The organism is Halomonas mongoliensis, assembly GCF_052496345.1.
Window position 1 is genome coordinate 2,895,184 of sequence record NZ_CP199288.1, and the last position, 12,695, is coordinate 2,907,878.

Below are 12,695 nucleotides of genomic sequence, written 5' to 3' on the forward strand. Positions count from 1 at the left end.
TGGGGAAGGAGGTCAGTAGCGGGGCGGCTGGGGCGCCTTGGCGTCCTCGTCGTCCTTGAGGCCGAAGTCCTCTGACAGGGTGCCTCCCGTGCCATCGGCGTAGTCCCGGGGCATGGCGGGCGCATCGGGGTCGGCGTCGGCCAGGGTCTCCGGTGCCGCGGCGGCCTCTAGTCCGGCGCGCGGGGCGCCCTTGCCGCCCAGGCGGCGGGCATCCTGTTCCAGACGGCTGGCCAGGGCCTCGCCGTCGCGCTGCAGGGCGGCGACGAGCCGGGAGACCTCGCCGAGGTGGTCGTTCACCCCGCTGCGCAGTGCCTCCAGCTCGCGATCCCGTTCGGCCAGGCGCTGGCGCAGCTTCTGCAGGCTCGCCGCGCTGGCGTTGAGCAGGTGGTAGCCCAGGGCGCCGAGCCCGATGCCTGCGAGCAGGCAGGCGATGGCCAGAATCCAGTTGATCTTGCTTGCGTCCACGTCGGTCTCCCTGCGGCGGTGGATCGGTCCGCGCCGGTGCGGACCCGTTCCGGGGAGCTCCCCGGGCGCCCCATTATAGGGCCGAGCCGCGGCGGTGGGTCAACGCGGGGGCGGCGATGCGTCCGGCGGCGCTTGGGCGTATAATGCGCAGCCACCTTCAGCCGAGACGGTTCGCTATTGCATGAGTGCCACGCCGACATCGACCGAGTCCCGAGACTCTCGCCTGACGCCCACGGAGCGTTACCGCGCCGACCTCGAGCGAGACGACTTCCAGTACGACCCCGCCCAGGAGCAGGCCGTCGCCCATCTTCAGCGGCTCCATGATGACCTGATGGCGACCCCCCGGGCGCGTCCCCGGGCGGTCCCGCCCCAGGGCAAGCTGGGCGCCCGCATGGCTGGGCTGTTCGGCAAGCGCAAGCGCGACGAGCCTGCCGGCGAGCCGGTGCTGCCCGAGGTGCGGGGGCTCTACTTCTGGGGCGGGGTAGGGCGCGGCAAGACCTACCTGGTGGACGCCTTCTACGAGTCGCTGCCCTTTCCGGAGAAGATGCGCACCCACTTCCACCGCTTCATGCAGCGGGTGCACAACGAGCTGACCCACTACAAGGGGGAGAAGAACCCCCTGAAGCTGATTGCCGCCAAGTTTGCCGACGAGGCGCGGGTGATCTGCTTCGACGAGTTCTTCGTCAAGGACATCACCGATGCCATGATCCTGGCCAACCTGCTCGAGGCGCTCTTCGAGCATGGCGTGGTGCTGGTGGCGACCTCCAATATCGTGCCCGACGAGCTCTACAAGGATGGCCTGCAGCGGGCGCGCTTCCTGCCCGCCATCGACCTGCTTAACCGCCACTGCGAGGTGGTCAATGTCGATTCGGGCATCGACTACCGGCTGCGCGCCCTGGAGCGGGCGGAGATCTTCCATGCTCCCCTGGACGAGGCCGCCGAGGTGGAGCTGGCCCGCAGCTTCCGGGAGATCGCCGGCCACGAGGGCGAGGCGGACGCCACCATCGAGGTCAACCACCGCGTGCTGCGGGCGCGGCGCCTCCACGACGACGTGGTCTGGTTCGAGTTTCGGGAGCTTTGCGACGGGCCGCGCAGCCAGAATGACTATATCGAGCTGGCCCGGGAGTTCCACAGCGTGCTGGTCTCCAATGTCACCCGCATGAACGGGGCCACGGATGACCAGGCGCGGCGCTTCATCAACATGGTTGACGAGTTCTATGATCGCGGCGTCAAGCTGCTGATGTCCGCCGAGGTGCCCGCCGAGAGGCTGTATGCCGATGGCCGGCTCGAGTTCGAGTTCCAGCGCACCCTGTCGCGGCTGCAGGAGATGCAGTCCCACGACTATCTGGCGCTGGCCCACAAGCCCTGAGCGGCATTGCGCGTCGGGCACCTTCTCGTGTAGAATTCGCGCGCTCTACTCGTTGTCGTCGGCCTTGGCGCCGCCGGCAACCAAGAAGAATAGGGATGGTTCCATGCCGGCAGCGCCGGCGGCAGAACCCAACACACTTGATTGGTGAGATTCCATGAAGACGTTCACTGCCAAACCGCAGACCGTCCAGCGCGACTGGTACGTCGTCGACGCTACGGACAAGACGCTCGGCCGCCTGGCCACCGAAATCGCTCGTCGCCTGCGCGGCAAGCACAAGCCGGAGTTCACCCCGCACGTTGATACCGGCGACTACATCGTCGTGATCAATGCCGAGAAGGTGAAGGTCACCGGCAACAAGGCCAAGGCCAAGACCTACTACCGTCACACCGGCTATCCCGGTGGCCTGCGCTCCATGACCTTCGACAAGCTGCTCGACCATGCGCCCGAGCGCATCATCGAGGGCGCCGTCAAGGGCATGCTGCCCAAGGGTCCGATGGGCCGCACCATGTATTCCAAGCTCAAGGTCTATGCCGGTGCCGAGCATCCGCACGCCGCCCAGCAGCCGCAAGAACTGAACATCTGAGGGAGTCTTCGCCATGACACAGCAGTATTACGGTACCGGGCGCCGCAAGACCTCTACCGCCCGCGTTTTCCTGAAGCCGGGCTCCGGCAAGATCACCGTCAACAGCCGTGAGCTGGACCAGTACTTCGGTCGCGTCACCGGTCGCATGGTGGTCCGTCAGCCCCTCGAGCTGACCGACACCCTGAGCCAGTTCGACGTCTTCGTTACCGTCAAGGGCGGCGGCGGCTCGGCCCAGGCCGGCGCTATCCGTCACGGCATCACTCGTGCCCTGATGGAGTACAACGAGGAGTTCCGCAGCCAGCTGCGCGAAGCCGGCTACGTGACCCGCGACGCCCGTAAGGTCGAGCGTAAGAAGGTCGGCCTGCGCAAGGCGCGTCGTCGCCCGCAGTTCTCCAAGCGTTAAGCGTCGCCTACTGCGCCGCAAACGCCTCGCCCGAGTCTCTGGCTCGGGCGTTTTTGTTTCTGGAATCAATAGGTTGCTGCGTGCCTTCCACCTTCGTCATGGACCGTCGTCCTTGTATGGTGGGGCGCATTTTTTTACTATAGAGCGCATTTGGTATCCGTGGTCGCGGGGGGCTGGGCCGCTCGTGATGGATCAACGGGTAAGCTGATGGGAGAAACCTTGAAATGGCAGATAACGGCGTAAACAAGGGTCGGCGCCGTTTCCTCGTAGGTGCCACCACCGTCGTGGGTGCGGTGGGTGCCGTCGGGGTAGCGGTCCCCTTTGTGGCTTCCTGGCAGCCTAGTGCCAGGGCGAGAGCGGCGGGTGCGCCCGTGCAGGCAGACATCTCCAAGCTCGAGCCAGGGCAGCGGATGACCGTCGAGTGGCGCGGACGCCCGGTGTGGATCATTAACCGTACGCCGGAGATGATTGAGCGCACCGAGGGCTTCGACGGTTCGCGGCTGGTCGACCCGGACTCCAACGTTCCGCAGCAGCCGGGCTACGTCACCGGCCCGCTGCGCTCCATCCGCCCCGAGATCGGCGTGCTGATCGGCATCTGTACCCACCTGGGCTGCTCGCCGCTCTATCGTCCCGAGCCCGATGCGGTGGACATGAGCGGCTGGCCGGGCGGTTTCTTTTGTCCCTGCCACGGCTCCTACTTCGATCTGGCGGGCCGCGTGTTCCGCAACGTGCCGGCCCCCTCCAACCTGGAGGTTCCGCCGTACCGCTTCGAGACCGACGACATCATCATTGTCGGTGAAGACGAGGAGACTGCCTGATGGCTAACCCGAACAAGGCGATGGCGGAAAAGGGGCTGATGCGCTGGGTGGATGAGCGCTTCCCCGCCACGCAGATGTGGCAGGATCACCTGTCAAAGTACTACGCTCCCAAGAACTTCAACTTCTGGTACTTCTTCGGCTCGCTGGCCCTGCTGGTGCTGGTCAACCAGATCCTGACCGGCGTCTGGCTGACCATGAGCTACAACCCCTCCGGGGAGGGCGCCTTCGCTTCCGTCGAGTACATCATGCGCGACGTGGAGTACGGCTGGCTGATTCGCTATATGCACTCCACGGGTGCCTCGGCCTTCTTCGTGGTGATCTACCTGCACATGTTCCGCGGCCTGCTCTACGGCTCCTACAAGGCGCCCCGTGAGCTGGTGTGGATCTTCGGCATGGCTCTCTATCTGCTGCTGATGGCCGAGGCCTTCATGGGCTACCTGCTGCCCTGGGGCCAGATGTCCTACTGGGGTGCCCAGGTGATCATCTCGCTGTTTGCCACCATTCCCTATATCGGCCCCGACCTGGCCCAGTGGATTCGCGGCGACTACCTGATCTCCGGTATCACCCTGAACCGCTTCTTCGCCCTGCACGTGGTGGCGCTGCCCATCGTGATCCTGGCCCTGGTGGTGCTGCACATCATCGCCCTGCACGAGGTCGGCTCCAACAACCCGGACGGCATCGATATCAAGGCCAAGAAGGACGAGACCGGCAAGCCCCTGGACGGCATCCCCTTCCACCCCTACTACACGGTGAAGGATATCGTCGGCGTGGCGGTCTTCCTGTTCGTCTTCGCGGCGGTGATCTTCTACTTCCCCGAGGGCGGCGGCTACTTCCTCGAGCGTCCCAACTTCGAGCCTGCCAACCCCATGGTGACGCCGGACCATATCGCGCCGGTATGGTACTTCACCCCCTTCTACGCGATCCTTCGTGCGATCACCTTCGACATTGGCCCGCTTCAGGCCGAGTTCCTGGGCGTGGTCTTCATGGGCGGTGCCATTGCGGTGCTCTTCGTGCTGCCCTGGCTCGACCGCAGCCCGGTGCGCTCCATGCGCTACAAGGGCTGGATGTCCAAGGTGATGCTGACGCTGTTCGCCATCAGCTTCGTGATCCTGGGTATCCTGGGGGCCATTCCGGCCACTGGGCTTCGCACCGCGGTGGCGCAGCTGTGCACCGTGCTCTACTTCGCCTTCTTCCTGCTGATGCCGATCTACACCAAGCTGGAGAAGACCAAACCCGTTCCGGAGAGGGTGACTGGCTAATGAAAAAGCAACTCTTCGCACTGCTCTTCGCGCTGCTGCCCTTGACGGCCATGGCGGCGCCGCTGCCGCCACAGCCCTTCTCGATGACGCCGGATATCAACGACGAGGCGTCCCTGCAGCGGGGCATGCAGCTCTATGTCAACTACTGCATGGGCTGCCACTCCCTGGAGCACCAGCGCTTCGCCCGGGCCGCGACCGACCTGGGCATGCCCCAGGACCTGGTGGAGGAGAACCTGATCTTCTCCAGCGAGCTGGCCTTCAACGACCAGATGCATATCGCCATGCAGTCGGGCGACTCCGAGAGCTGGTTCGGTGTGACGCCTCCCGATCTGACGCTGTTCAACCGGATCAAGGGGGCGGACTACATCTACTCCTACCTGCTGGGCTTCTATCGTGATCCCAGCCAGCCCCTCGGCGTCAACAACATCGTGCTCGAGGCGTCGGCCATGCCCAACGTGCTCGAGCCGCTGCAGGGCGTGCAGGAGATGGTGTGCAGCGAGAGCGACCGGCCCCTGCCGGGCGCCGAGCTGGACCCGCTCACCGGCAAGTATCAGTCCTGTGAGGTGCTGCAGATCACGAGCCCGGGCAGCATGGAGCCGGCCGAGTTCGAGGAGGCCATGTACGACCTGACCAACTTCCTGGTCTACGTCGGCGAGCCCTCCAAGCTCCAGGCCCAGGCCCTGGCCCCGAAGGTGCTGCTCTTCATCTTCATCTTCGGTGTCATCGGCTACCTGCTGAAGCGCGAGTACTGGCGCGACATCCACTGATCCACGCCTGAGTGGAAAGGTGTGGGGGCGCATGGCCAATGGGCCATGCGCCCTCAGTGTTTGAAGACGACAGTGGTTTGAAGACAGTGGTCCGGAGAAGCGGTCCGGGAAGCGCTGCCATCTTGTGGTGCTTGCCGTCGTGTTATCATTGCCGTTCGATTTGATGCGAGGATTCTTTCATGGGTGTAGTGGCCAAGCGGTCGTCGATGACCTTCTACTCGGGTGGTGCAGATCACTTCAGTCATCGCGTACGGATCGTGCTCGCCGAGAAGGGGGTGGCGGTGGACATCGTCGAGGTCACCGACGAGCAGCAGCCCGAGGAGCTCGCCGACCTCAACCCCTACAACAGCGTGCCCACGCTGCTGGATCGCGAGCTGGTGCTCTACGAGTCCAAGGTGATGATGGAGTACCTGGATGAGCGCTTCCCCCATCCGCCCCTGCTGCCGGTCTACCCCGTGGCCCGCGCCCAGAGCCGGCTGTGGATGCACCGCATCGAGCGCGAGTGGTGCCCGCTGGTGGAGCAGGTCGAGAAGGGAAGCAAGAAGGAGGCCGACAAGGCGCGCAAGGAGCTGCGCGAGAGCCTGATCGGCATCTCGCCGATCTTCGAGGACATGCCCTACTTCATGAGCGAGGAGTTCACCCTGGTGGACTGCTGCCTGGCGCCCATCCTGTGGCGCCTGCCTGCGCTCGGCATCGACCTGCCCGAGAAGCAGGTCAAGCCGCTGCTCGGCTACATGGAGCGTATCTTCGGTCGGGAGGGCTTCAAGGCCTCACTGAGCGAAGCCGAGCGCGAGATTCGTAGCTGATGAATACACCGCCCCCGGTTTCCGGGGGCTGCAATCGGAGGGCCTGACGATGTCATCCAGTCGCCCCTATTCGAGTCGCCCCTATCTGGCCAGAGCCCTGTACCAGTGGCTGTTGGACAACGACCTGACCCCCTACATCGTGGTGGATGCCGAACAGCCCGGCGTGGAGGTGCCCAGGCAGTTCGTCCAGAATGGACAGATCGTGCTCAACCTCTCGCCCGGCGCCGTGCGCGATCTCTTTATCGAGAGTGAGGCCCTGGGCTTCTCGGCCCGCTTCGGCGGCGTGCCCATGCAGGTGATGGTGCCGACCTCGGCGCTGGTCGCCATCTACGCCCGTGAGAACGGCGTCGGCATGGTCTTCGGCCATGAGCCGGTGCTGGCCCCGGCCGAGACGCCGGAGAGCGGGCCCGGCCTGACCAGCGTGGACGGTGAGGTCGATGCCGGTGAGGAGGAGGGCGAAGCCCCCCAGGCCGAGGCGCCGCCCCGCAAGGGCAAGCCTTCGCTGAGAGTCATCAAGTAGTCGTGCCTCAGGGCAGAACGCAGAGCGGCAGGCCAGTGGCCTGCCGCTCTGCGTTATGGGGTCGGGCAGGGCGCCGTCCTCAATCCATGTAGTCGAATACCTTGACGATGCGCTGCATGCCGCCGACGTTGGAGACCGCCTGGACGATGCGGTCCGCCTCGGCGCGGCTGACGATGCCCATCAGGTAGACGGTGTTGTTCTCGGTGACCACGCGGATGCGGCCGGAGTCGATGCGGTCATTGGCGGCCAGGCTGGTGCGGATGCGCGTATTGAGCCAGGAGTCCGAGAGGCGCTGGCTGGCCGGCAGGTTGGCGGCGACGGAGAGCTCGTTATGCACTTCGCGGACGTTGCGCACCTCGCCGGCGACCCCGCTGGCCTTCTCCTTGAGCTCCTGGCTGGGCACCTGGCCGGTGAGCAGCACCACGCCGTTGTAGGTGTCGACGTTGATGCGGGCGTCGCCCAGGCGGGCATCGGTGCGGCGCAGGTTGTGGCTGACCTTGGTCTCGATGTTCTGGTCTTCCACCTGGGTGCCGACGGTGCGCTTGCCGTAGTTCTCGTCGATGGTGCCCTGATGGGTGACGCCGGTGACGGTGGTGCAGCCGGCCACGCCCAGGGCGGCGACCAGCAGCAGGGAGCTGAGCAGGGGCTTGCGGTTCATGTGGGTCACTCGCTTGTGCCGAAGAGTTGTTCGTCGATCAGGTCGCAGAGACAGTGGATCACCAGCAGGTGAACCTCCTGAATGCGCGCCGTGGAGGTGGCCGGGACCCGGATCTCGCAGTCGTCTTGGCCGAGCAGGGAGGCCATGTTGCCGCCGTCCCGGCCGGTCAGGGCCACCACCGTCATGTCGCGGTCGTGGGCGGCCTGGATGGCCTGGATGACGTTGGCGGAGTTGCCGCTGGTGGAGATCGCCAGCAGGATGTCGCCGGGCTGACCAAGGGCGCGGATCTGCTTGGAGAACACCTCGTTGTAGCTGTAGTCGTTGGCGATGGAGGTCAGCGTCGAGGTGTCGGTGGTCAGGGCCAGGGCGGGCAGGCTGGGGCGTTCGCGCTCGAAGCGGTTGAGCAGCTCCGAGGAGAAGTGCTGGCTGTCGCCGGCGCTGCCGCCGTTGCCGCAGGCCAGTATCTTGCCCTCGTTGACCAGGCACTGGACCATCATCTGGCTGGCCACCTCGATAAAGGGTGGCAGCACCTCGCTGGCATAGGTCTTGGTGTCGATGCTGGCGTTGAAGTGGCCGAGAATGCGCTGCTGGAAATCCATGTGACGTCCGGGTCCTTTGGCAGTGGGGCGTGACCGGTCAGTAGGCCTCGAAGGCGTTGGCGACCCAGTCAAACTCGAGATGGGGCGGCAGGCCGGTAGCGGCCAGCACATCGAAGCGGCAGGGACATGATAGCCCGTTGCGGTGGAGATAAAAACGCGCCGCCCTGATCAGCCGGCGCTGCTTGAGAGGCGTGATGGTCTCCAGGGGGTGGCCGTGGCGGGTGTCGGCCCGGTGGCGCACCTCGACGAACACCAGGGTATCGCCGTCACGCATCACCAGGTCCAGCTCACCGCCCTTGGCATGCTGGTTGCTGGCGACCAGCGTCAAGCCGCGCTCGGTGAGCCAGGCCGCGGCGAGGCGTTCGACGGCCTCGCCCCGGGCGCGGGCGTCAGCGGGCCCGCTCATCGCCGAAGATCCCCGGAATCAGCACCGGCTGTGGCACGCCGTTGACGAAGCGTGCCCAGGGCAGCTCGCGCTCGATGCGGCCATCGCTTCCGGGACGCAGGGTCCCGGTAGCGCCGCGCAGCTCCATGCCGGGCACCGCCTCGAACTGGGGCAGGCGGCGAGCCAGTTCAAAGGCATCCACGCCCATGGCATGCAGGCGGAAGAGGGTCGGGTCCGACTCCTCGCGCAGGGCCCGGTAGCTGTCGAGGAAGGGCAGCACCTCGACGCCGCCCACGGCAGCGTCGGGAATCTGCCAGGGGATATCCAGGAACTGGACGTCGTTCAGGTCATGGTCGAGCTGGGGGTTGATCTGGCCCTCGAAGAGGTGCGAGGTGGCGTAGACCGGCAGGCGGCTGGCGCCGAAGTAGTCCAGGGTCGGCGGCACCTGGCGGGCATAGTCGGGCAGCGCCAGCAGGAAGAGGGCATCCGGGCGCGGGTTGCTGACCGCCCGGCGGGTGCTCTCGGTGGCCGGGGCGTTCGGGTTGTAGCGCACCGCATTGGTCACTTCGCCGCCGCGGGCCTGCCACTCGTCCCAGAAGGCTTCGCCGACTCGGCGGCCCCAGTCGTTGTCGGGTACCAGCACGCCGGCGCTGCGATGGCCGTCGCGCCAGGCGCGAACGGCGGCCTGGCGCGCCTCATTCTCGGCGGAGAGGCCGTACTGGAAGAGTCCCCGGGCGCCGTTGCGCTCGCCGTGGCCGTAGTTGAGGGCCAGGGTGGGCAGGGGCACGCGCTCCTGCTGCTCGAGCCGGGTGACCTGGTCCTTGTCCAGCGGCCCCACCATGACCTGGGCGCCGCGGCTCTGGGCCTCCCGGTAGAGGGCCTCCAGGTCGCCATGGCTGGCGTCGAGGAAGCTGAGCTGGACACTGCCGCCGGCGGCGCGGTGCTGGATGCGCATGCCCTCGATGATGGCATCGGCGGGCCTGGCCAGGGGGCCTGACTCCGGCAGCATCACGGCGATATGACGCACCTCCAGGCCGCGCAGCTCGCCCAGCGCCACCAGGTCGGCGGGCAGCCGGCGAGCGGCGGGGTGGCGGCTGTTGCGCTCGCGCCAGGCGTCGAGGCGCTCGAACAGCCGCTCGATATCGCCGCCGCTGGTGCGGTAGAGCTCGGCGAGCTCCACCCAGCCCCGAGTCAGGGCGTCGGCGTCCCGGCCCAGATCGGCCAGCGCCTGGCCGTCGAGGCGGCTCATGGCCGTCCAGATCGGGTCGTTGAGCGCCTCGTCGTCGCGGCTGGCCTGGACCCGCAGCAGCGCTTCGGCCGCCGCCGCCGGCTCGTCGACTTCGAGCAGTGCCATGCCCAGCTGTTCGCGCAGCGCCAGGGCGCGGTCGGGCGCGAGGGGCAGGGCGTCGAGCTCCTGGGCCGCCTGGATGACCGCCCAGGGTTCGCCCAGCGTCTCGCCCAGCTCGGCCAGCAGCAGGGCCCAGCGGGCTCGGGTCTCCGGGGGGAGCAGGCTGTCATCGATGTCCGCCGCGATCTCCAGCGCCTGGGTGTGCTCTCCCTGGCGTGCTAGGATGTCCGCCGCTTCCAGCCGGGTTCTGGCCGCCTGGGCCGGCTCCTGCTGGCCGGCCTGTTCGAGCAGGCGGCTCGGGTCGTCGTCGGTGACGCGATCGACGATGCCGGTTGGCGCGGCACAGCCCGCCAGCAGCATCGCACAGAGCGCCGTGGCCAGCAGGCCGCGAGTGGGTATCCGCATGAATCCATCCTTAGTCCGTTGGGTCGGCAGCTAGCCGAGGAGCCGCCAGTGTCAGACGCTAACACTGCTTCATTGTACGTGGTCGCCACGCCGATTGGGAATCTGGAGGACCTGAGTCCGCGCGCCGCGCGGCTGCTGGGGGAGGTCGCGGTGATTGCCGCCGAGGATACCCGCCATACCGGGCGCCTGCTGCGCCACCTGGGGCTCTCGGTGCCGATGCTCTCCCTGCACGAGCACAACGAGGTGGCGCGGGTCGAACAGCTCGATGCGCGCCTGGCCGCCGGCGAGTCCATCGCCCTGGTCTCCGATGCCGGCACGCCCCTGATCAGCGATCCCGGCTTCGTACTGGTGCGCGAGCTGCGCGCCCGGGGGCGGCGCATCGTGCCGGTGCCGGGGGCCTGCGCCCTGGTGGCCGCGCTCTCGGCGGCGGGCCTGCCCACCGATCGCTTCACCTTTCAGGGTTTCCTGCCGGCCAAGGGGGCGGGGCGGCGCGCTCGCCTGGAGGCCCTGGCGACCCGGGAGGAGACCCTGGTCTTCTACGAGTCGCCCCACCGCATCCGCGACACCCTGGCCGACCTGGCGACGGTGGTTGGCGAGCGGCGCCTGGTGCTGGCTCGGGAGCTGACCAAGACCTTCGAGACCTTCCTGGACGGCTCGGCGGGCGAGCTGCTGGCGCGCATGGAGGTCGACCCGGATCAGGCCCGCGGGGAGTTCGTGGTGATGGTGGCCGGTGCCGCGCCGCGCGAAGAGGAGGAGGCCTCGGTGGTGGAGGGCGAGGCGCTGCTGGCCGCACTGCTGGCCGAGGGCGTCGGCGTCAAGCAGGCCGCCTCGGTGGCAGCGCGGGTGCTGGGGGGCGCCAAGAAGGCCTGGTATGCCCGCGCCCAGGCGCTCAAGGACACTCCTTGTTGAGGGGCTGTCGGGGCGCTGGTATGCTTGCCGCGGGAGTCGGCCAGACAGTCGCCGCCGGAGTGATCCGGGGGAGGAAAGTCCGGGCTCCACAGGGCAGAGTGCCAGGTAACGCCTGGGCGGCGCGAGCCGACGGAAAGTGCAGCAGAGAGTAGACCGCCTACGTCTCCCTCGGGAGGCCGGCAAGGGTGAAAGGGTGCGGTAAGAGCGCACCGCGCGCCTGGTAACAGTGCGTGGCACGGTAAACCCCACTCGGAGCAAGACCAAATAGGAACCCCATGGCGTGGCCCGCGCTGGGTTCGGGTAGGTTGCTTGAGGGCCGCGGTGACGCGTCCCCTAGAGGAATGGCTGTCCACGACAGAACCCGGCTTATCGGCCGGCTCCCCCCTGATTCTTACACCTGCCGGGCCTGCGCCCGGCAGCCTGCCAGCCGCCTACGAGAACCGCATGTCGTCATCCGCTCACGAACCCAAGCCGCGCGGTTATCGCCATGCCAGCGTGCTGCTGGACGGCGCCGTGGAGGCGCTGGTCCACGATCCCGACGGCGTCTACCTGGATGGTACCTTCGGCCGCGGCGGCCACTCCCGCGCCATCCTCGAGCGCCTCTCCCCGGCCGGGCGCCTGATCGCCATCGATCGCGACCCCCAGGCCATCGCGGAAGCCGCGACCTTCGAGGATCCGCGCTTCACCATAGAGCGCGCCGAGTTCGCCCGGCTGGGCGAGATTGCCCGCGCCCATGATCTGCACGGGCGGCTCTCCGGTGTGCTGCTCGATATCGGCGTCTCCTCCCCCCAGCTGGATGACCCTGAGCGAGGCTTCAGCTTCCTGCGCGACGGCCCCCTGGACATGCGTATGGACCCCACCCAGGGCGAGAGCGCGGCGGCCTTTATCGCCCGGGCGCCCGAAGGCGAGCTTGCCCGGGTCTTCAAGGAGTACGGCGAGGAGCGCTACGCCCGACGCCTGGCGCGAGCCATCGTGGCCCGGCGCGGCGAGCAGCCCTTCGAGCGTACCGGCGACCTCGCCGAGGTGGTCAAGACCGCCCACCCGGCCTGGGAGAAGCACAAGCACCCCGCGACCCGGGTCTTCCAGGCCCTGCGCATCCAGGTCAATGGCGAGCTGGAACAGCTCGATGCCGCCCTCGAGGCGGCCCTGGAGGCGTTGGCCCCCGGCGGGCACCTGGTGGTGATCAGCTTCCACTCCCTGGAGGATCGCCGGGTCAAGCGCTTCATTCGTCACCACGTGCGCGGCGACACCCATCTGCCCAGGGGCATTCCGGTGCCGGATGCCGAACTCGAGCGTCGGCTGGAGGCGCTGGGCAAGGCGCAGCGCCCGGGCGCCGAGGAGGTGGAGGAGAACCCCCGGGCGCGCAGCGCGGTGATGCGAGTGGCACGCAAGCGGTACTGA

15 protein-coding genes and 1 other RNA gene are annotated in these 12,695 nt (G+C 67.4%); 11 read left to right on the top strand and 5 right to left on the bottom strand.

Annotated elements, in window-relative coordinates:
- Window positions 1-12 precede the first annotated feature (12 nt).
- The gene (locus ACRYRV_RS13640; protein WP_253443803.1) at window positions 13-465 is read right to left on the bottom strand and encodes a YhcB family protein; all 453 of its coding nucleotides are present in this window, start codon (window positions 463-465) and stop codon (window positions 13-15) included.
- A 181-nt stretch (window positions 466-646) separates the two neighbouring features.
- Here ACRYRV_RS13640 and zapE point away from each other — a divergent pair, with 181 nt between their 5' ends.
- The 8 genes from zapE to ACRYRV_RS13680 all read left to right on the top strand — a co-directional run bounded on the left by zapE (window position 647) and on the right by ACRYRV_RS13680 (window position 6,990).
- Window positions 647-1,834 carry a cell division protein ZapE gene (gene zapE / locus ACRYRV_RS13645; RefSeq protein WP_309635586.1) on the top strand — a complete coding sequence of 396 codons (1,188 nt, stop codon included), beginning with the start codon at window positions 647-649 and terminating at the stop codon, window positions 1,832-1,834.
- 154 nt (window positions 1,835-1,988) lie between these two features.
- Window positions 1,989-2,417: a 50S ribosomal protein L13 gene (gene rplM / locus ACRYRV_RS13650; protein WP_253443801.1), complete on the top strand. Its 429-nt coding sequence runs from the start codon at window positions 1,989-1,991 to the stop codon at window positions 2,415-2,417.
- A gap of 13 nt (window positions 2,418-2,430) precedes the next feature.
- Window positions 2,431-2,820: a 30S ribosomal protein S9 gene (rpsI, locus tag ACRYRV_RS13655; protein WP_253443796.1), complete on the top strand. Its 390-nt coding sequence runs from the start codon at window positions 2,431-2,433 to the stop codon at window positions 2,818-2,820.
- 224 nt (window positions 2,821-3,044) lie between these two features.
- A complete protein-coding gene (gene petA, locus ACRYRV_RS13660) occupies window positions 3,045-3,638 on the top strand; it encodes a ubiquinol-cytochrome c reductase iron-sulfur subunit (protein WP_253443790.1) in 594 nt (197 codons plus the stop codon).
- Entirely contained in the window at window positions 3,638-4,897 is a 1,260-nt protein-coding gene (locus ACRYRV_RS13665; RefSeq protein WP_309635587.1) for a cytochrome b, read from the top strand. Before petA ends, ACRYRV_RS13665 begins: the two co-directional genes overlap by 1 nt.
- Entirely contained in the window at window positions 4,897-5,664 is a 768-nt protein-coding gene (locus tag ACRYRV_RS13670; protein WP_253443788.1) for a cytochrome c1, read from the top strand. The genes ACRYRV_RS13665 and ACRYRV_RS13670 overlap by 1 nt, the downstream gene beginning before the upstream one ends.
- 179 nt (window positions 5,665-5,843) lie before the next feature.
- A complete protein-coding gene (gene sspA / locus ACRYRV_RS13675) occupies window positions 5,844-6,470 on the top strand; it encodes a stringent starvation protein SspA (RefSeq protein ID WP_253443787.1) in 627 nt (208 codons plus the stop codon).
- A gap of 49 nt (window positions 6,471-6,519) precedes the next feature.
- Window positions 6,520-6,990 (top strand): ClpXP protease specificity-enhancing factor, encoded by a 471-nt coding sequence (locus tag ACRYRV_RS13680; RefSeq protein WP_444984761.1) that lies wholly within the window; start codon window positions 6,520-6,522, stop codon window positions 6,988-6,990.
- 79 nt (window positions 6,991-7,069) lie between these two features.
- Here ACRYRV_RS13680 and ACRYRV_RS13685 read toward each other — a convergent pair whose 3' ends face one another.
- From ACRYRV_RS13685 to ACRYRV_RS13700, 4 genes are read right to left on the bottom strand one after another with little or no spacing between them, the layout of a single operon-like run.
- Window positions 7,070-7,648, bottom strand: coding sequence for a BON domain-containing protein (locus ACRYRV_RS13685; RefSeq protein ID WP_309635590.1), 579 nt, complete (start codon window positions 7,646-7,648; stop codon window positions 7,070-7,072).
- 5 nt (window positions 7,649-7,653) lie between these two features.
- Window positions 7,654-8,247 carry a phosphoheptose isomerase gene (locus ACRYRV_RS13690; protein WP_110068125.1) on the bottom strand — a complete coding sequence of 198 codons (594 nt, stop codon included), beginning with the start codon at window positions 8,245-8,247 and terminating at the stop codon, window positions 7,654-7,656.
- 37 nt (window positions 8,248-8,284) lie between these two features.
- Window positions 8,285-8,653 carry a YraN family protein gene (locus ACRYRV_RS13695; RefSeq protein WP_253443780.1) on the bottom strand — a complete coding sequence of 123 codons (369 nt, stop codon included), beginning with the start codon at window positions 8,651-8,653 and terminating at the stop codon, window positions 8,285-8,287.
- Window positions 8,637-10,385, bottom strand: coding sequence for a penicillin-binding protein activator (locus ACRYRV_RS13700; protein WP_444984760.1), 1,749 nt, complete (start codon window positions 10,383-10,385; stop codon window positions 8,637-8,639). Before ACRYRV_RS13700 ends, ACRYRV_RS13695 begins: the two co-directional genes overlap by 17 nt.
- Window positions 10,386-10,433: 48 nt before the next feature.
- Here ACRYRV_RS13700 and rsmI point away from each other — a divergent pair, with 48 nt between their 5' ends.
- The 3 genes from rsmI (at window position 10,434) to rsmH (ending at window position 12,695) form a co-directional block, all read left to right on the top strand.
- Complete coding sequence (gene rsmI, locus ACRYRV_RS13705; protein WP_444984759.1) at window positions 10,434-11,294, top strand: 16S rRNA (cytidine(1402)-2'-O)-methyltransferase; 861 nt, start codon at window positions 10,434-10,436, stop codon at window positions 11,292-11,294.
- A 32-nt stretch (window positions 11,295-11,326) separates the two neighbouring features.
- Window positions 11,327-11,679, top strand: an RNA gene (gene rnpB / locus ACRYRV_RS13710) — RNase P RNA component class A.
- A 59-nt stretch (window positions 11,680-11,738) separates the two neighbouring features.
- A complete protein-coding gene (rsmH, locus tag ACRYRV_RS13715; protein ID WP_253443766.1) occupies window positions 11,739-12,695 on the top strand; it encodes a 16S rRNA (cytosine(1402)-N(4))-methyltransferase RsmH in 957 nt (318 codons plus the stop codon).

Bases quoted from the DNA above. Each gene is read 5' to 3' on its own strand.
- zapE (WP_309635586.1), top strand. From the start codon at position 647: ATGAGTGCCACGCCGACATCGACCGAGTCCCGAGACTCTCGCCTGACG.
- rplM (WP_253443801.1), top strand. From the start codon at position 1,989: ATGAAGACGTTCACTGCCAAACCGCAGACCGTCCAGCGCGACTGGTAC.
- ACRYRV_RS13700 (WP_444984760.1), bottom strand. From the start codon at position 10,385: ATGCGGATACCCACTCGCGGCCTGCTGGCCACGGCGCTCTGTGCGATG.
- ACRYRV_RS13695 (WP_253443780.1), bottom strand. From the start codon at position 8,653: ATGAGCGGGCCCGCTGACGCCCGCGCCCGGGGCGAGGCCGTCGAACGC.
- ACRYRV_RS13670 (WP_253443788.1), top strand. From the start codon at position 4,897: ATGAAAAAGCAACTCTTCGCACTGCTCTTCGCGCTGCTGCCCTTGACG.
- petA (WP_253443790.1), top strand. From the start codon at position 3,045: ATGGCAGATAACGGCGTAAACAAGGGTCGGCGCCGTTTCCTCGTAGGT.
- ACRYRV_RS13685 (WP_309635590.1), bottom strand. From the start codon at position 7,648: ATGAACCGCAAGCCCCTGCTCAGCTCCCTGCTGCTGGTCGCCGCCCTG.
- rpsI (WP_253443796.1), top strand. From the start codon at position 2,431: ATGACACAGCAGTATTACGGTACCGGGCGCCGCAAGACCTCTACCGCC.
- rsmH (WP_253443766.1), top strand. From the start codon at position 11,739: ATGTCGTCATCCGCTCACGAACCCAAGCCGCGCGGTTATCGCCATGCC.
- sspA (WP_253443787.1), top strand. From the start codon at position 5,844: ATGGGTGTAGTGGCCAAGCGGTCGTCGATGACCTTCTACTCGGGTGGT.
- ACRYRV_RS13665 (WP_309635587.1), top strand. From the start codon at position 3,638: ATGGCTAACCCGAACAAGGCGATGGCGGAAAAGGGGCTGATGCGCTGG.
- ACRYRV_RS13690 (WP_110068125.1), bottom strand. From the start codon at position 8,247: ATGGATTTCCAGCAGCGCATTCTCGGCCACTTCAACGCCAGCATCGAC.
- ACRYRV_RS13680 (WP_444984761.1), top strand. From the start codon at position 6,520: ATGTCATCCAGTCGCCCCTATTCGAGTCGCCCCTATCTGGCCAGAGCC.